General features: G+C 64.3%; 15 protein-coding genes. 7 read left to right on the plus strand and 8 right to left on the minus strand.

Annotated features, from left to right (window positions below; genetic code table 11):
- Nucleotide 1: 1 nt before the first annotated feature.
- On the minus strand, nt 2-706 hold the full coding sequence (locus D0T21_RS24890; protein ID WP_116992538.1) for a YggS family pyridoxal phosphate-dependent enzyme: 705 nt from the start codon (nt 704-706) through the stop codon (nt 2-4).
- A gap of 79 nt (nt 707-785) precedes the next feature.
- On the opposite strand from D0T21_RS24890, the gene D0T21_RS24895 reads away from it, so the two are divergent.
- The 4 genes from D0T21_RS24895 to D0T21_RS24910 all read left to right on the plus strand — a co-directional run bounded on the left by D0T21_RS24895 (nt 786) and on the right by D0T21_RS24910 (nt 6,242).
- On the plus strand, nt 786-1,829 hold the full coding sequence (locus D0T21_RS24895; protein ID WP_116992371.1) for a type IV pilus twitching motility protein PilT: 1,044 nt from the start codon (nt 786-788) through the stop codon (nt 1,827-1,829).
- Between the two features lie 109 nt (nt 1,830-1,938).
- The gene (locus D0T21_RS24900; RefSeq protein WP_116992370.1) at nt 1,939-3,075 is read left to right on the plus strand and encodes a PilT/PilU family type 4a pilus ATPase; all 1,137 of its coding nucleotides are present in this window, start codon (nt 1,939-1,941) and stop codon (nt 3,073-3,075) included.
- Nucleotides 3,076-3,079: 4 nt separating this feature from the next.
- Nucleotides 3,080-3,565, plus strand: a complete 486-nt coding sequence (locus D0T21_RS24905; protein WP_116992369.1) for a glutathione peroxidase — start codon at nt 3,080-3,082, stop codon at nt 3,563-3,565.
- Between the two features lie 172 nt (nt 3,566-3,737).
- On the plus strand, nt 3,738-6,242 hold the full coding sequence (locus D0T21_RS24910) for an EAL domain-containing protein (protein ID WP_229211632.1): 2,505 nt from the start codon (nt 3,738-3,740) through the stop codon (nt 6,240-6,242).
- Here D0T21_RS24910 and glcF read toward each other — a convergent pair.
- The 3 genes from glcF to D0T21_RS24925 are packed head-to-tail and all read right to left on the minus strand — an operon-like array spanning nt 6,225 to nt 10,040.
- On the minus strand, nt 6,225-7,448 hold the full coding sequence (gene glcF, locus D0T21_RS24915) for a glycolate oxidase subunit GlcF (RefSeq protein WP_116992367.1): 1,224 nt from the start codon (nt 7,446-7,448) through the stop codon (nt 6,225-6,227). The genes D0T21_RS24910 and glcF overlap by 18 nt on opposite strands.
- A gap of 8 nt (nt 7,449-7,456) precedes the next feature.
- Nucleotides 7,457-8,530, minus strand: a complete 1,074-nt coding sequence (gene glcE, locus D0T21_RS24920) for a glycolate oxidase subunit GlcE (protein ID WP_116992366.1) — start codon at nt 8,528-8,530, stop codon at nt 7,457-7,459.
- Nucleotides 8,531-8,540: 10 nt separating this feature from the next.
- On the minus strand, nt 8,541-10,040 hold the full coding sequence (locus D0T21_RS24925; RefSeq protein WP_116992365.1) for an FAD-linked oxidase C-terminal domain-containing protein: 1,500 nt from the start codon (nt 10,038-10,040) through the stop codon (nt 8,541-8,543).
- A gap of 125 nt (nt 10,041-10,165) precedes the next feature.
- On the opposite strand from D0T21_RS24925, the gene D0T21_RS24930 reads away from it, so the two are divergent.
- On the plus strand, nt 10,166-10,720 hold the full coding sequence (locus D0T21_RS24930; RefSeq protein ID WP_116992364.1) for a suppressor of fused domain protein: 555 nt from the start codon (nt 10,166-10,168) through the stop codon (nt 10,718-10,720).
- Nucleotides 10,721-10,743: 23 nt separating this feature from the next.
- Nucleotides 10,744-11,298, plus strand: coding sequence for a cob(I)yrinic acid a,c-diamide adenosyltransferase (locus tag D0T21_RS24935; protein WP_116992363.1), 555 nt, complete (start codon nt 10,744-10,746; stop codon nt 11,296-11,298).
- Nucleotides 11,299-11,303: 5 nt separating this feature from the next.
- Here the strand turns inward: D0T21_RS24935 and D0T21_RS24940 are convergent, their stop codons facing one another.
- From D0T21_RS24940 to D0T21_RS24955, 4 genes are all read right to left on the minus strand, one after another.
- Nucleotides 11,304-12,056, minus strand: coding sequence for a M48 family metalloprotease (locus D0T21_RS24940; protein WP_116992362.1), 753 nt, complete (start codon nt 12,054-12,056; stop codon nt 11,304-11,306).
- A 106-nt stretch (nt 12,057-12,162) separates the two neighbouring features.
- Nucleotides 12,163-14,034: a 1-deoxy-D-xylulose-5-phosphate synthase gene (gene dxs, locus D0T21_RS24945; protein ID WP_116992361.1), complete on the minus strand. Its 1,872-nt coding sequence runs from the start codon at nt 14,032-14,034 to the stop codon at nt 12,163-12,165.
- Nucleotides 14,035-14,925: a polyprenyl synthetase family protein gene (locus D0T21_RS24950; protein WP_116992360.1), complete on the minus strand. Its 891-nt coding sequence runs from the start codon at nt 14,923-14,925 to the stop codon at nt 14,035-14,037.
- Nucleotides 14,922-15,179: an exodeoxyribonuclease VII small subunit gene (locus tag D0T21_RS24955; RefSeq protein ID WP_116992359.1), complete on the minus strand. Its 258-nt coding sequence runs from the start codon at nt 15,177-15,179 to the stop codon at nt 14,922-14,924. The genes D0T21_RS24950 and D0T21_RS24955 overlap by 4 nt, the downstream gene beginning before the upstream one ends.
- Nucleotides 15,180-15,514: 335 nt before the next feature.
- Between D0T21_RS24955 and D0T21_RS24960 the strand changes: the two genes are divergently transcribed.
- Entirely contained in the window at nt 15,515-16,615 is a 1,101-nt protein-coding gene (locus D0T21_RS24960; protein ID WP_116992358.1) for an aromatic ring-hydroxylating dioxygenase subunit alpha, read from the plus strand.
- Nucleotides 16,616-16,619 lie beyond the last annotated feature (4 nt).

A 16,619-nucleotide genomic window follows, 5' to 3' on the forward strand; every position in this document is an offset into this window, starting at 1 on the left:
TTCAAGCCTTGTTGTAGTTTCGTGAACCAAAAATGGCGCTGCCGACGCGCACGATGGTCGCGCCCTCGGCAATCGCGGCGCGCAGGTCGGCCGACATGCCCATCGACAGCGTGTCGAGCGCCAGACCGTCGGCGCGCAGCTGCTCGTATAGCACGCGCAGCTGGGCGAACGCCGCCCGCTGCTGCGCAAAGTCTTCGGCCGGCTCGGGGATCGCCATCAGGCCGCGCAACGTCAGATTCGGCAGCGCCGCGACCTTGTGGGCCAGCTCCGCCAATTCCGCCGGGGCCACGCCGCTCTTGCTGGCCTCCCCGCTGATATTCACCTGCAAACAGATTTGCAACGGCGCCATGCCGGCCGGCCGCTGCTCCGACAGCCGCTGCGCGATCTTCTCGCGCTCGACCGTGTGCACCCAATCGAAGTGCTCGGCGATGGGGCGGGTCTTGTTGCTCTGGATCGGGCCGATGAAATGCCACTCCAGCGTGGGCGCGCCGGCCGCCTTCAGCGCCGCGATCTTGTCCAGCGCCTCCTGCAGGTAATTCTCGCCGAAAGCGCGCTGGCCGGCCTGCACCGCCTCCAGCACCGCGTCCGGCCCGAAGGTCTTGGACACGGCCAGCAACTGCACCGATTGCGGCGCACGGCCAACATCTTGGGCTGCGGCAACAATAGTCGAGGTGATTGCTTGCAAGTTCTGGGGGATCAGGGACATAATCATCGAGTAAAAATCGTTAGAAACAACGGTTGGCGCCGGAACGGCACCTCACCAACGTCAGGCACAGGGATTATAAATGGACATCTCCGAACTTCTCGCATTCTCCGTCAAGAACAAGGCTTCGGACTTGCACCTGTCGGCCGGGCTGCCGCCGATGATACGGGTGCACGGCGACGTGCGCCGCATCAACCTGCCGCCGCTGGAGCACAAGGACGTGCACGGCATGATCTATGACATCATGAACGACGGCCAGCGCAAGGCCTACGAAGAGATGCTGGAATGCGACTTCTCGTTCGCGATTCCCGGCCTGGCGCGCTTCCGCGTCAACGCCTACAACCAGGAACGGGGCGCCTCGGCGGTGCTGCGGACGATTCCGTCCAAGATCCTCAGCCTGGAAGACCTTAACGCGCCGAAGATCTTCGCCGAGTTCGCGCTCAAGCCGCGCGGGCTGGTGCTGGTGACGGGGCCGACCGGTTCCGGCAAGTCGACCACGCTGGCGGCGATGGTCAACCACCTCAATGAAAACGAATACGGCCACATCCTGACGATCGAAGACCCGATCGAGTTCGTGCACGAATCGAAGAAATGCCTGATCAACCAGCGCGAAGTGGGACCGCACACGCTGTCGTTCAACAACGCGCTGCGTTCGGCACTGCGGGAGGATCCGGACTGCATCCTGGTCGGCGAGCTGCGCGACCTGGAGACCATCCGCCTGGCGCTGTCGGCGGCCGAGACCGGCCACCTGGTGTTCGGCACCTTGCACACCTCGTCGGCCGCCAAGACCATCGACCGTATCGTCGACGTCTTCCCTGCCGATGAAAAGGAAATGGTACGGGCGATGCTGTCCGAATCGCTGCAAGCGGTGATCTCGCAGACGCTGTTGAAAACCAAAGACGGCAACGGCCGCGTGGCGGCGCACGAAATCATGGTGGCGACGCCGGCGATCCGCAACCTGATCCGCGAAGCCAAGATCGCGCAGATGTACTCGGCGATCCAGACCGGCAGCAACGTCGGCATGCAGACGCTGGACCAGAACCTGACGGACCTGGTGCGCCGCAACGTCATCAGCGCCGCCGCCGCCCGCAACGCCGCCAAGACGCCGGACAACTTCCCCGGCTAAAAACCTGGGGGTCAAGTCTGACATTCGGACACGGCCTCTGCCGTAAGCACAACTACGGCAGAGGCCGTGTCCGAATGTCAGACTTGACCCCCACTGAAAAGGACACATCATGGAACGCGACCAGGCCTCCAAATTCATGTTCGACCTGCTGCGGCTGATGACCAGCAAGAAGGGCTCGGATCTGTTCATCACCGCCGGCTTCCCGCCCGCCATCAAGATCGACGGCAAGATGACGCCGGTGTCGTCGCAGGTGCTGACCTCGGCCCACACCATGGACCTGGCGCGCTCCATCATGAACGACAAGCAAACCGCCTCGTTCGAACTGACCAAGGAAGCCAACTTCGCCATCAGCCCCGGCGACCTGGGCCGCTTCCGCGTGTCGGCGTTTGTGCAGATGAGCTCGGTCGGCATGGTGCTGCGGACCATCACCAGCGAAATCCCCAAACTGGAAGACCTCGGCCTGCCCGACGTGCTCAAGGACGTGGTCATGTCCAAGCGCGGCCTGGTCATCATGGTCGGCGCCACCGGCTCCGGCAAGTCGACCACCTTGGCCGCCATGGTCGGCTACCGTAACGAGAACAGCTACGGCCACATCATCACCATCGAAGACCCGGTCGAATACGTCCACCCGCACAAGAACTGCATCATGACCCAGCGCGAAGTGGGCGTCGACACCGAGGACTGGGCCATCGCGCTGAAGAACACGCTGCGCCAGGCGCCGGACGTGATCCAGATCGGCGAGATCCGCGACCGCGAAACCATGGACCACGCGATCGCCTTCGCCGAGACCGGCCACCTGTGCCTGGCCACCCTGCACGCCAACAGCGCCAACCAGGCGCTCGACCGCATCATCAACTTCTTCCCCGAGGAACGCCGCCAGCAGTTGCTGATGGACCTGTCGCTGAACCTGAAAGGCATGATCTCGCAGCGCCTGATCCCCCGCAAGGAATCCAAGGGGCGCGCCGTGGCGATCGAGATCATGCTAAATTCTCCGCTGATCTCGGACCTGATCTTCAAGGGCGAAGTCCACGAAATCAAGGAGCTGATGAAGAAGTCGCGCGAGCTGGGCATGCAGACGTTCGACCAGTCGCTGTTCGATCTGCACGAAGCGGATATCATCACCTACGAAGACGCGCTGCGCAACGCCGACTCCGTCAACGACCTGCGGCTGGCCATCAAGCTCGAAGGCAAGGCCGCCAAGAACCGGGATCTCTCGGCCGGAACCGAACATTTAGGACTCGTCTGACACCATGACCACCATTTACGACATCAACGCCGACAGCCTGTCCGGCGCCCCCGTCAACCTGGGCCAGTACCAAGGCCAGGTGCTGCTGATCGTCAACACCGCCAGCAAATGCGGCTTCACGCCGCAGTACAAGGGACTGGAGGCCGTGTACGAACAGTTCAAGGACAAGGGCGTGGTGGTGCTGGGCTTCCCCTGCAACCAGTTCGGCGCGCAGGAGCCGGGCCAGGCCGAGGAAATCGGCGCCTTCTGCGAAAAGAACTACGGCGTCACCTTCCCCCTGTTCGCCAAGATCGATGTCAACGGCGACAACGCCCACCCGCTGTTTACTAAACTGAAAAAAGACGCCCCCGGCATCCTCGGCACCGAGGCGATCAAATGGAACTTCACCAAGTTCCTTATCCGCAAGGACGGCACTGTCTACAACCGCTACGCCCCCGCCACCAAGCCGGAAGACCTGGTGGCCGACATTACTAAACTGCTGGCGGAATAAGCACGCAAAACCGGCGCTTCATAAAAAATTGTAAAAAGAGTGAAAACGTTTTCCAAAAAACGTGCTTTAGGTTAACTTTTCGGTAATAATGGCCGCTGGTCATTTCCAAGAATCGAATCCGTAGCCTATGTCGTTGTTTGGAAAACTACTGTCGCGCTGGATGCGGATGGGAATGTATTCCCGTCTGTTCATTCCCATCTTCCTCATCATCGCCATCGTGGTGGGCGTGCGATATACGCTGCTGTTTCAGTCGGAAACCGCCTACGCCAACGCCCGCTATCAACGCGACGCGGGCGAACTGGGCGTATACCTGCACAAGGCCCTGCTGCCCGCGTTGAACACGCCGGACCGCGCCGCCCTCGACAACACCCTGTCCAGCGCCCTGCTGCTGGAGGCCGACCTGGTCTCGGCGCGGCTGGACTATGCCGGCGGCCACCTGGAAGCGCTGCGCAGCCTGCCGCCGCTGGCGGACTACCCGACGTGGTTCCGCGGCCTGCACGGGCTGGAGCCGATCAACCGCACCATCTACATCGGCAGCGCCAGCCTGGTGCTGGGCTTCGAACCGACGCTGCCGCTGGCGCAGGTGTGGCGCACGCTACGCCAGCAGGCGGCGATCTCGCTGGTCAACATCACCATCATCTACACGCTGCTGGGCATCATCATCTTCGCCAACCAGCGCATGCTCAGGCGCGTGACCCACACCACCACCCGCTTCCAGAACGGCGATCATGGCGTACGCCTGCCCGTCAGCGGCACGCTGGAGGCGCGCATGCTGGCTGTCACCTTCAACAACATGGCGCAGCGCGTGCAGGCGCTGGTGCACAAGCTCCAGCAAAGCCAGAACAAATTGAGCGAGCAGCTGGCGCAGACGCTGGAAGCGCAGGCGCTGCTGCAAGTGGAGAAGGAACGCATCGAAGTCACGCTGGCCTCCATCGGCGACGCCGTCATCACCACCGATTTAAGCGGCAAGATCGCCACCGTCAACGATGTCGCCCAGCAGCTCACCGGCTGGCCCGAATCGCGCGCGCGCGGCATGGAGCTGCACCAGGTGTTCGTGCTGGCGAATAATTTCGGCCAGCATTCGCTGCTCAAGTCGATGGCGGCGATCTACGCCGGCGGCGAAGTCATCAAGGTCGGCAACCAGAGCCTGCGCAACCGCATGGGCCAGATCATCACCGTCGAATACACCGCCAACGCGATCCGCTCCGCACAAAACGAAGTACAAGGCTCGGTGCTGGTGTTCCGCGACGTGACCGAGCGCCGCCAGCTGATGCAGCAGATCTCCTGGCAAAGCAACCACGACATCCTCACCGGCCTGCCCAACCGCTCGGCGCTGGCCACCCGCTTCGAGCAGGAAGTCATCCGCGCGCGCGAACAGGACTACCTGCTGGCCGTCTGCCTGTTCGACCTCGATCATTTCCAGCACGTGAACCAGACGCTGGGCCAGGACATCGGCGACGAGATCCTCAAGCAGGCCGCCAGCCGCCTGCACGACTTTGCCGGCCAGCGCCATTACGTGGCGCGCCTGGGCGGCGACGAATTCGTGCTGCTGCTGCCGGAGATGGACAGCCGCGCCGCCGTCGAGCAGGCGCTGGACCGTTTGATGGCGGCGCTGTCGCGCGACTATCTGTGCGAGGGCGAAGCGGTGGGCATGTCGGCCAGCGCCGGCGTGGCGGTCTACACCGGCAACGAGATCAGCGCCGACAGCCTGCTGCGCCACGCCGACCAGGCGCTGTACCAGGCCAAGATCACGGGCCGCAACCGCTATCACTTCTTCGACGCCGACCTGGACGAACAGGTGCGCACCCACCACAACCGCCGCACCGAAGTGCGCGCCGCCCTGCGCGACGGCGAGCTGCGGCTGTACTATCAACCGAAGCTGGACATGCGCAAGGCCCGCATCGTCGGCATGGAAGCGCTGCTGCGCTGGGAACATCCGCTGCGCGGCGTGGTCGGGCCGGGGGACTTCCTGCCCATCGTCGAGCACAGCGACGTCATCGTCGATATCGGCGAATGGGTGCTGCGCGAAGCCTTGCGCCAGCTGCAGGACTGGCGCGCCTTCGATGCGCGCTGGGTCATCAGCGTCAACATCGCCGCCCGCCATTTCCAGCGCGCCGATTTCGTCGAGCGGCTAACCGCCATCCTGGCCGAGTTCCCGGACGTGCCGCCGCATATGCTGGAGCTGGAGATACTGGAGTCGTCGGCCTTGAGCGACATCGCCCACGTGCGCAGCATCATGCTCGATTGCCAGGCGCTGGGCATCAGCTTCGCGCTGGATGATTTCGGCACCGGCTATTCGTCGATGTCCTACCTGAAGCGGCTGCCGGCGGACATGCTGAAGATCGACCAAAGCTTCGTGCGCAACATGCTGGTGGACCGCGACGACCTGCACCTGGTGAGCGCCGTCATCGGCCTGGCCAAGTCCTTCGGCCTGGGCGTGATCGCCGAGGGCGTGGAAACCATGGAGCACGGCGCCATGCTGATGCGCCTGGGCTGCGACCTGGTGCAAGGCTACGGCATCGCCCGGCCGATGCCGGCGGACGAGGTGCTGGCCTGGGTCGCCAGTTTCGACACGGCGGCCGTGTGGCAGGCGGCCGCACAGCTGCCGCCCATCCTCAGCCTGCACGGCGAACCGGCCGGCGGCACCGCGCAGATGCCCCTATTTGTTCAGGGCTGAGTCGATCAGTTCGATCCAGTGCCTGACCGGCGTGTCCGTGCCCGATTGCAGGTGCGCGGTGCAGCCGACGTTGGCCGAGACGATGGTGGTGGCGCCGGTATCGGCCAGGTTGGCCAGCTTGCGGTCGCGCAGTTGCAGCGACAACTCCGGTTGCAGCAGCGAGTAGGTGCCGGCCGAGCCGCAGCACAGATGGCTGTCCGCGCACAGCACGACATCGACGCCGACCGCGCGCAGCACGCCCTCCACTTTGCCGCGTATCTGCTGGCCGTGTTGTAGCGTGCATGGCGGGTGGTAGGCCACGCGCTCCTTGATGCTGGCGCGGCGCTTCAGCTCTTCCTCAAACTCCGGCATCACTTCGCTCAGATCGCGCGTCAGCGCCGAGATGCGCTGCGCCTTGGCGGCGTAGGCGCTGTCGTGCGCCAGCAGATGGCCGTATTCCTTGACGGTGACGCCGCAGCCGGAAGCGGTCATCACGATCGCCTCCATCGTGCCATCCTGCACGTGCGGCCACCAGGCGTCGACGTTGCGGCGCATGTCGTCCAGCGCCGCCTCTTGGTCGTTCAGGTGATGGCGCACCGCGCCGCAGCAACCGGCCTTGGGGGCGACGATCAGCTGCACGCCCAGCGCATCGAGCACGCGCGCGGTGGCGGTGTTGATGTTGGGGGCCATCGCCGGCTGCGCGCAGCCTTCCAGCACCAGCATCTTGCGCGCATGCTCGCGCGACGGCCACACGCCGGCGCTCTGCATCGCCGGGATCTTGTCCTGCATGGCGGGCGACAGCAGCGGCCGGAATAGCTGCCCCGCGCGCAATCCCGCCGTGAAGACAGCCTTGCGCGGCAAGGCTTCCTTCAGTACCAGTCGTTTCATGCGCTCGATGAACGGCCGCTCGACGCGCTCCTCCACCACCTTGCGGCCGATGTCGATCAGGCGGCCGTACTTGACGCCGGACGGACAAGTGGTCTCGCAGTTGCGGCAGGTCAGGCAGCGGTCCAGGTGGGTCTGCGTCTTGACCGTCACCGGCGCGCCTTCCAGCACCTGCTTGATCAGGTAGATGCGGCCACGCGGGCCATCCAGCTCATCGCCCAGCAGCTGATAGGTCGGACAGGTGGCGGTGCAAAAGCCGCAGTGGACGCAGGCGCGCAGGATGGCGTCGGCCTCTTCGCCTTCGCGGGTGTTCTTGATGAAATCAGCCAGGTTGGTTTGCATAGGGTTCGCTAGTACATGCGGCCGGGATTGAAGATCCCCGCCGGATCGAAGGACTGTTTCAACCGCTCGTTAATCTTTGCCACGGCCGGCGCCAGCGGATGAAACACGCCGACGCTCTTGTCCGCGCCCCGGAACAGCGTCGCATGGCCGCCAGCCGCCGCCACGGCGCGGCGTATGCCGGCCGCGTGCTCGGCATCGGTGGATTCCACCTTGAGCCAGCGCTGCGCCCCTCCCCACTCGATCAGCTGCTCGCCGCGCAGGATGATGGCGCTGGCAGCCGGCGGCACCGACAAACGCCACAAACTGCCGCCGTCGAAATAGCCGTGCGTCTGGTCGCGCAGCGAAGTCCAGAATGCCGCGTCGTCTTCCAGCGGCGCGCCGCCCAGCTTGCGCTGCGCCGCCTCCACCGCCGCCTCGGCACCGGACAGCCGCAGCGACAACACGCCCTGATGCCAGCAACTGGCCGATATCGGCAGCGGCTGGCCGGCCCATTCGTTCAGATGGCGCAGCGCGTCGATCTCGCTCATCTCGAAGCGCAGGCTGGCCTCGCGCAGCGGCACCGGCAGCACCTTGAGCGACACTTCCAGTATCAGACCCAGCGTGCCCAGCGAACCGGCCAGCAGGCGCGATACGTCGTAGCCCGCCACGTTCTTCATCACCTGGCCGCCGAAGCGCAGCGCCTCACCGTGGCCGTCCATCAGCACCGCGCCGAGCACAAAGTCGCGCACCGCGCCGGCACTGGCGCGACGCGGGCCGGACAAGGCGCTGGCCACCACGCCGCCGATGGTCGATGCGGCGCCGTAGCGCGGCGGCTCGAAGGCCAGCATCTGCTGGTGCTGCGCCAGCAGCGCTTCGATCTCCGCCAGCGGCGTGCCGCAGCGCGCGGTGATGACCAATTCGGTCGGCTCATAGGAGACGATGCCGGCGTAAGCTCGCGTGTCGAGCACCTCGCCATGCGGCGGCTGTCCGTACCAGTCCTTGCTGCCGCCGCCGCGCAGGCATAGCGGCGTGCCGGCCTCCGTTGCGACACGTATGCGCTCGCTGAACTGCGCGGCGATGTGGGAATACGATTCGGTCGTCATGTCGCTCCGTTTAAAAGCGCGGAAGATGGGAGAACGGCAGCATGCCGCCGCTGACGCGCATCTTGCCGAATTCGGCGCAGCGGTTCAACGTGGGGATGGCCTTGTCGGGATTGAGCAGGCCGGCCGTGTCGAAAGCGCGCTTGACCGAGAAGAAGGCATCCAGCTCGGCCGGCGCAAACTGCGCGCACATCGAATTGATCTTCTCGATGCCGACGCCATGCTCACCGGTGATGGTGCCGCCCACTTCCACGCACAGCGCCAGGATCTCGGCGCCGAAGGCTTCGGCGCGCTCGAATTCGTCGGGGATGTTGGCGTTGAACAGGATCAGCGGATGCAGGTTGCCGTCGCCGGCGTGGAACACATTGGCGCAGCGCAGGCCGTACCTGGTCTCCATCTGCGCGATCCCCTCCAGCACCTGGCCCAGGCGCTTGCGCGGGATGGTGCCGTCCATGCAGTAGTAGTCGGGCGAGATGCGGCCCGCCGCCGGAAAGGCGTTCTTGCGGCCGGACCAGAACTTCAGGCGCTCCGCCTCCGTCTGCGACACCGCGATGGCGCTGGCGCCGGCCGTGTTCAGCACCGCCGACATGCGGGCGATTTCCTCTTCCACTTCCTCGACGGTGCCGTCGGCCTCGCACAGCAGGATGGCGGCGGCGTCGGTATCGTAGCCGGCCTTGACGAAGGGTTCGACCATGCGCGAGGAGGTCTGGTCCATCATCTCCAGCCCGGCCGGGATGATGCCGGCCGCGATCAGCGCCGCCACCGCGTGGCAGCCCGCCGTCACCTCGTTGAACGACGCCATGATCACGCGCGCGGTGGCCGGCTTGGGCACCAGCTTGACCGTCACCTCGGTGACGATGCCCAGCATGCCCTCCGAACCGATGAACACCGACAGCAGGTCCAGCCCCGGCGCGTCGAGCGCTTCGCTGCCCAGTTCCACCACGTCGCCATCAATGGTCACCATGCGCACGCGCAGCACGTTGTGCACGGTCAGGCCGTATTTGAGGCAGTGCACACCGCCGGAATTCTCCGCCACGTTGCCGCCGATGGTGCAGGCGATCTGCGACGACGGATCGGGCGCGTAGTACAGGCCATGCTGCGCCGCCGCTTCCGAGATCGCCAGGTTGCGCACGCCCGGCTGCACCACGGCGGTCCGCGAATAGGCGTCCATGCGCACGATGCGGTTCAGGCGCGCGGTCGACAGCACCACGCCGTCGGCGATCGGCATGGCGCCGCCGGACAGGCCGGTGCCGGCGCCGCGCGGCACGATGGGCACCTTCAGCTCACGGCATACCCGCAGCACGGCGACGATCTGCGCCTCGCTGTCGGGTAGCACGACGATCATCGGCAACTGGCGGTAGGCGGCCAGGCCGTCGCATTCATAGGGACGGGTGTCTTCCGGTTCGGACAGGATGGCGCGCGCCGGCAGCACCTGCAGCAAGGCCGCGGCGACCTGCGCGCGGCGGGCGGCGATATCGGCCAGTACGGTCCGTTCGGGAGTGGCAGTGTTCATGGAGCGGGCACCTGGAAGCACTTGATCAGGCATCGATTGTAAGCACAAACGGCCGTCCGGTCGAAATACCCGACCAAATTGTTGTATTCTTCCGAGCGCAGCTTCACCACACCACTGGAACAGATATGGAAAATAATTTCGAACAGGCCTGGCGCGAGGCGCTGGAAGAGCGTTTCGGCGTCAAGATGCAGCTTGCCGGCATCAAGACCGAGAGCGAGCCGCGCATGCTCGTGTACTACTTCAAGGATTACCCCGTCAAGGACATGCTGACCGCCGTGACCTGCGGCCTGTCGAACGCCAACCGTCCTGAATGGATACACGGCAAACCGGAGCTGATGTTCTCGCTGCACACCACCGATCCGCTGTGGGGCAGCGCCGCCGCCCTGCTGGCGCAGAACTTCTTCCACACCGGCTCCTTCGCCTACCGTTCCTGCTTCAAGCTGGACACGCCCATGTCCAGCGACAGCGACATGAACGCCTGCTTCGTCTACAAACCGCCCTTCCTGGACGGCGACCAGCTCAAGTTCGAGCTGCCCGACCGCACCATTTTCCTCGCCGGCCTGTATCCGATGTACGATGAGGAAGTGAGCCTGTACGAAACCATCGGCATGCAGGCCTTCTGGAACACGCCGGGCTATGCCCCCCTCAACCCGCATCGCGTCAGCCTGGCAAAGCGCTGATCCGAAACAGACCAGGAATCAATATGGGAAATCGACTCTCCAAAATCGCCACCCGCACCGGCGACGGCGGCACCACCGGCCTCGGTGACGGCAGCCGCACCGACAAGGACAGCGTGCGCATCCACTCGATCGGCGAAGTCGACGAGCTGAACTCGCACATCGGCCTGCTGCTGTGCGAAGACATGCCGGCCGACCTGCGCGAAGAGCTGGTCACCATCCAGCACGACCTGTTCGACCTGGGCGGCGAATTGTGCATTCCCGGCTACCAGATGATCACCGAGGCGCACGTCGAGCGCCTGGACGCGCTGCTGGCCAAGTACAACGCCACCCTGCCGGCCCTGACGGAATTCATCCTGCCGGCCGGCTCCCGTGCGGCTTCGCAGGCGCACGTGTGCCGCACCGTGTGCCGCCGCGCCGAGCGCGCCATCGTCACGCTGGGCAAGACCGAGACCATCCATGAGCATCCGCGCCAGTATGTGAACCGCTTGTCGGACTTGATGTTTGTGCTGTCGCGGGTGCTGAACCGTTTTGGCGGCGGCAGCGACGTGCTGTGGCAGCACGAGCGCAAGCGCGGCTAAGACGCTTAACGGTCGGACTGGAACAATAGCGCCATGCCCTTGGCCATGCTGAGGCGCGAGGCGCTGGCCGGATAGGCGCTGGACACCAGCGCCGCCTGGTCGCCGGTCGACAGCTTGCGGTAGAAGCTGACCATGTCGGCCGCCGGCCAGCCGGCTCGGTGCGCCAGCACCATGCCCAGCTGGTCCGCCTCCGATTCCTGCATGCTCGATAGCTTGGACAGGCGGATCTGCACCGACAGGTCGCTTTCCAGCCGTTCCATCACCACCTCCAGCGGCACCGCCGGATAGCGGTTCAGGAATAGCGCTTCCGACAAGGTTTCGCGGTGATGCTCGGCCACCGCGTGCGCGACTTCGTGACCCAGCAGGGTTGCCAGTTCGCCGTCGTTCAACGCCAGCTGGCGCACAAAGGCGCTGCCCACCAGGATTTTGCCGCCGGCCATGCAGATGGCGTCGACTTCGGCATCGCTGGTGGTATGAAACTCCCACTCCCACCCGGCCACTTCCGGCTTCAGCGCCACCGCGGCGCGTATCAGGCCGGCGCCTATGGTTTGCAGCCGCGCCAGCAACAGGCGGTCGTCGTCCAGCCGCCCGGCCGCCGCCAGTTCGACCACGCGGTCGATATAGCGGTCTTCCACGGTGCTGGCCACTTCCTCGGCGCTGAAACCCATTTCCTGCGCCCTGCCCGATTCCGGCACCTGCGCGCCCGCCGTCCCGCAAGCGAACAGCAAACCGGCAAACAGGGAAGCGGCGGCATTCATGGCGATATAAACCGAATAAACTGTTTATATCAATATAGGTCGCATTATTGCAGCAGGCAAGAAAAAAGCCGCCCGGAGGCGGCTTTGAGCGTAACAGCAACGGTATTTAGCCGTTGTTGACCACCAGGCGCGGCTCGGCGGCGGCGTGGCGCTGCTTGATCGAGGCGGTGATGCCGGCGGCGTCCAGGCCCACGCTGGCCAGCAGCTTGGCCGGGTCGCCATGGTCGATGAACTTGTCCGGCAGGCCCAGCATCTGCAATGGCTTGACGATGCCTTCGGCGGCCATCGCTTCGGCCACGGCAGAGCCGGCGCCGCCCATGATGGAGCCCTCTTCCACCGTTACCAGGTAGTCGTGCTCGGCGGCCAGCTGCTTCACCAGTTCCACGTCCAGCGGTTTGACGAAGCGCATATTGGCGACCGTGGCGTCCAGCGCTTCGCCGGCGGCCATCGCAGGCGCCACCATCGAACCGAAGGCCAAAATGGCAATCTTCTGGCCCTTGCGCTTGATTTCGCCCTTGCCGATTTCCAGCGCGGTCAGCTCCGGCTTGATCGCCGCACCGGCGCCGGCGCCGCGTGGATAGCGGATCGCCGCCGGACCTTTGTACTGGTAGCCGGTGGTCAGCATCTGGCGGCATTCGTTTTCGTCCGAGGCGGCCATGACCACCATGTTCGGAATGCAGCGCAGATACGCCATGTCGTAGTTGCCGGCGTGGGTGGCGCCGTCGGCGCCCACCAGGCCCGCGCGGTCCAGCGCGAACGTCACGTCCAGGTTTTGCAGCGCCACGTCGTGGATCAGCTGGTCGTAGCCGCGCTGCAGGAAGGTGGAGTAGATCGCCACCACCGGCTTCAGGCCTTCGCAGGCCAGGCCGGCGCCGAAGGTTACGGCGTGCTGCTCGGCGATGCCAACGTCGAAGTAGCGGTCAGGATATTCCTGCTCGAAGCGCACCATGCCCGAACCTTCGCGCATGGCCGGCGTGATCGCGACCAGCTTCTTGTCGGCGGCGGCCATGTCGCACAGCCAGTTGCCGAATACTTCCGTGTAGGTGACCTTGCCCGGCGCCACGGCCGGCTTGAAGCCTTCGGCCGGGTTGAACTTGCCCGGACCGTGGTACAGCACCGGATCGGCCTCGGCCAGCTTGTAGCCCTGGCCCTTCTTGGTCACCACGTGCAGGAACTGCGGCCCCTTGAGCTGCTTGATGTTCTGCAGCGTCGGGATCAGCGATTCGAGGTCGTGGCCGTCGATCGGGCCGATGTAGTTGAAGCCGAACTCCTCGAACATGGTGGCCGGAACCACCATGCCCTTGGCGTGCTCTTCCAGGCGCTTGGCCAGCTCCAGCACGGGGCCGGGCAACACGGATTTGCCGACGTTCTTGGCGGCGGCGTAGAACTGCCCCGACATCAGCCTCGCCAGATAGCGGTTCAGCGCGCCCACCGGCGGCGAGATCGACATGTCGTTGTCGTTCAGGATCACCAGCAGATTGACGTCCTCCTGCACGCCGGCGTTGTTCAGCGCTTCGAAGGCCATGCCGGCCGTCATCGAGCCGTCGCCGATCACGGCGATCGCGTGGCGGTGCTCGCCCTTGATCTTGGCCGCCTGCGCCATGCCCAGCGCCGCCGAGATCGAGGTCGACGAGTGGGCGGTGCCGAAGGTGTCGTATTCGCTTTCGTCGCGCTTCGGGAAGCCGGAGATGCCGTTCAGCTGGCGCAGCGTGTGCATGCGCTCGCGGCGGCCGGTGAGGATCTTGTGCGAATAAGTCTGGTGGCCCACGTCCCACACGATGCGGTCGTGCGGCGTGTTGAACACGTAGTGCAGCGCCACGGTCAGTTCGACCGTGCCCAGGTTGGACGACAGGTGGCCGCCGGTCTTCGATACCGAATCCAGCAGGTAGCTGCGCAGTTCATGCGCGAGCGGGGTCAGCTGGGTGCGCGCCAGTTTGCGCACATCCGCTGGTGAGTCTATGTTTTCGAGCAATTTCATTTATGCCTTCCGCTGCACGATCAAATCCGCGAGTTCGCGTAACCGCAGAGCTTTTTCTCCAAACGGCGCGAGCGCTGCGTGCGCGTCGAGCCGCAATTTTTGCGCCAGTGCGCGCGACGGTTCCAGACCCAGGATCGAGACATAGGTCGGTTTGTTGTCGGCGGCGTCCTTGCCGGCGGTCTTGCCCAGCGTGGCCGAATCGGCCGTGGCGTCGAGTACGTCGTCCACCACCTGGAAGGCCAGGCCGATGGCGCGTGCATAGTCGTTCAGCGCGGTCAACTCGGCCGGATCGAGATCCTTGCCGGCCAGCGCGCCCAGCACCACTGCGGCGCGCAGCAGCGCGCCGGTTTTAAGCTGGTGCATCTGCTCCAGCTGTTCCAGCGTCAGGCTCAGGCCCACGCTGTCGAGATCGATTGCCTGGCCGCCGCACATGCCGGCCGAACCGGAGGCGTGCGCCAGCAGGCGCAGCATCGCCACCTGGCGCGCGGCCGGGATACTGTCCGCCTCGGACAGCACCAGGAAGGCCTGCGATTGCAGCGCGTCGCCGACCAGCAGCGCGGTCGCTTCGTCGTAGGCCACGTGCACCGTCGGCTTGCCGCGGCGCAGTTCATCGTCGTCCATGCACGGCATGTCGTCATGCACCAGCGAATAGGCGTGGATCATTTCCACCGCCGCCGCCGCGCGGCTCAAAATGGCCGCATCGGCGCCGAACAGCGCGCCGGCCGCGTATACCAGCAGCGGACGCACACGCTTGCCGCCGCCCAGCAGCGCATAGCGCATCGCCGCGTGCAGCTTGGTCGGCACCACCGTGGCTGGGGGCAGGAAACCGGATAAATCGTTTTCCGATGCCGCCTGCACGGTCTTCATCCAATCGTCGAAGGCGCCGCTCATTGTTCGGCCTCGCCGGCTTCCGCGAAAGGCTTGAGCATGTCGCCTTCCAGCACCTTGACCTGGGATTCCACTTTTTCCAGCTGGGCGGCGCAGAACTTCACCAGCTCCGAGCCGCGCGCATAGGCGGCCACCGAGGCTTCCAGCGGCAGTTGGCCCGCCTCCATTTGGGCAACCAGCTGCGCCAGTTCCGCCATCGCTTCTTCAAACGAGACGGGGGCGGCGGCGGTCGCGTCGGCAGTTAATTTCTTAGACATAGTCACTCAGGTTTCAAGGCAAAAACACGTGCCAGCGCAGTGTAGCCCGTTATTTTAGAACAAACCACCTTATCCGGTGGAACTATAGCGGCCAAGCCGAGGGCGTAAACTATGGATTTTATCGCAATCGTCCCTATATGCTGCATAAGCATGCGTTTATTACAATGATACGCATATAAATACACCTATAAACGAGCACGGCAGTCCGCTAGAACGGGGAGAAACGCGGTATAATCTCCGGTTCTGTCCGAAATACCATTTTCAACAACTTTGAATTCAGGTCTTTACGGATTCTGTCTCTCTTTGGTTTGATGTACATATTAAGGGGGGTTGGGATGTCCGATCTGGGTACCCACGCCAAGCTGGCGCGTCCACACGCGCAACTTCCGGTTGACGTCTATTTTGACGAAGCGCTACTGCAGCGGGAAATGCAGCAACTGTTCCAGGCCGGCCCGCGCTATATCGGGCACGAGCTGATGGTGCCGAATGTCGGCGACTTCGCGACCCTCGTTTCCGAAAACGAAGGGCGTATGCTGGTGCGCAACGCAAACGGGTTGGAGCTGCTGTCCAACGTCTGCCGCCACCGCCAGGCGCTGATGTTCAACGGCCGCGGCAACGCCAACAACATCGTCTGCCCGCTGCACCGCTGGACCTACGACCTCAAGGGGGAGCTGATCGGCGCGCCGCACTTCCCGGAGACGCCGTGCCTGAACCTGCCGAAGACCAAGCTGCAAAACTGGAACGGCCTGCTGTTCGAGCAGAATGGCTACAACGTCATGGAAAAGCTGTCCGAACTCTCGGTCACCAAGGACCTGGATTTCTCCGGCTATATGTTCGACCACGTCGAAGTCCAGACCTGCAACTACAACTGGAAGACTTTCATTGAAGTCTATCTGGAAGACTATCACGTCGAGCCCTTCCATCCGGGCCTGGGCGGCTTTGTCAGCTGCGACGACCTGCGCTGGGAATTCGGCCGCGACTACAGCGTGCAGACGGTCGGCGTCAACAAGGGCTTGCAGAAGTCCGGCTCCGAGATCTACAAGCGCTGGCAGGAGCAGGTGCTCAAGTTCCGCGGCGGCGAACCGCCACCGTATGGCGCGATCTGGCTGACGCTGTATCCGAACATCATGGTCGAGTGGTATCCGCATGTGCTGATCGTCTCGACGCTGTGGCCGGACGGCCCGCAGCGCACCAAGAACGTGGTCGAGTTCTACTACCCCGAGGAAATCGTGCTGTTCGAGCGCGAGTTCATCGAAGCGGAACGCGCGGCCTACTTCGAAACCTGCGCCGAGGACGACGAGATCGGCCTGCGCATGGACGCCGGCCGCAAGGTGCTGATGCAGCGAGGCACCAGCGACGCCGGTCCTTACCAGTCGCCGATGGAAGACGGCATGCAGCACTTCCACGAATGGTATCGAGCCAATATCGATTTATAGGAAA

The organism is Duganella sp. BJB476 (assembly GCF_003416895.1).
Taxonomy (GTDB): Bacteria; Pseudomonadota; Gammaproteobacteria; order Burkholderiales; family Burkholderiaceae_D; genus Rugamonas.

Coding starts and splice junctions, on each gene's coding strand:
- D0T21_RS24890 (WP_116992538.1), bottom strand. CDS start 706: ATGTCCCTGATCCCCCAGAACTTGCAAGCAATCACCTCGACTATTGTT.
- D0T21_RS24895 (WP_116992371.1), top strand. CDS start 786: ATGGACATCTCCGAACTTCTCGCATTCTCCGTCAAGAACAAGGCTTCG.
- D0T21_RS24900 (WP_116992370.1), top strand. CDS start 1,939: ATGGAACGCGACCAGGCCTCCAAATTCATGTTCGACCTGCTGCGGCTG.
- D0T21_RS24905 (WP_116992369.1), top strand. CDS start 3,080: ATGACCACCATTTACGACATCAACGCCGACAGCCTGTCCGGCGCCCCC.
- D0T21_RS24910 (WP_229211632.1), top strand. CDS start 3,738: ATGTATTCCCGTCTGTTCATTCCCATCTTCCTCATCATCGCCATCGTG.
- glcF (WP_116992367.1), bottom strand. CDS start 7,448: ATGCAAACCAACCTGGCTGATTTCATCAAGAACACCCGCGAAGGCGAA.
- glcE (WP_116992366.1), bottom strand. CDS start 8,530: ATGACGACCGAATCGTATTCCCACATCGCCGCGCAGTTCAGCGAGCGC.
- D0T21_RS24925 (WP_116992365.1), bottom strand. CDS start 10,040: ATGAACACTGCCACTCCCGAACGGACCGTACTGGCCGATATCGCCGCC.
- D0T21_RS24930 (WP_116992364.1), top strand. CDS start 10,166: ATGGAAAATAATTTCGAACAGGCCTGGCGCGAGGCGCTGGAAGAGCGT.
- D0T21_RS24935 (WP_116992363.1), top strand. CDS start 10,744: ATGGGAAATCGACTCTCCAAAATCGCCACCCGCACCGGCGACGGCGGC.
- D0T21_RS24940 (WP_116992362.1), bottom strand. CDS start 12,056: ATGAATGCCGCCGCTTCCCTGTTTGCCGGTTTGCTGTTCGCTTGCGGG.
- dxs (WP_116992361.1), bottom strand. CDS start 14,034: ATGAAATTGCTCGAAAACATAGACTCACCAGCGGATGTGCGCAAACTG.
- D0T21_RS24950 (WP_116992360.1), bottom strand. CDS start 14,925: ATGAGCGGCGCCTTCGACGATTGGATGAAGACCGTGCAGGCGGCATCG.
- D0T21_RS24955 (WP_116992359.1), bottom strand. CDS start 15,179: ATGTCTAAGAAATTAACTGCCGACGCGACCGCCGCCGCCCCCGTCTCG.
- D0T21_RS24960 (WP_116992358.1), top strand. CDS start 15,515: ATGTCCGATCTGGGTACCCACGCCAAGCTGGCGCGTCCACACGCGCAA.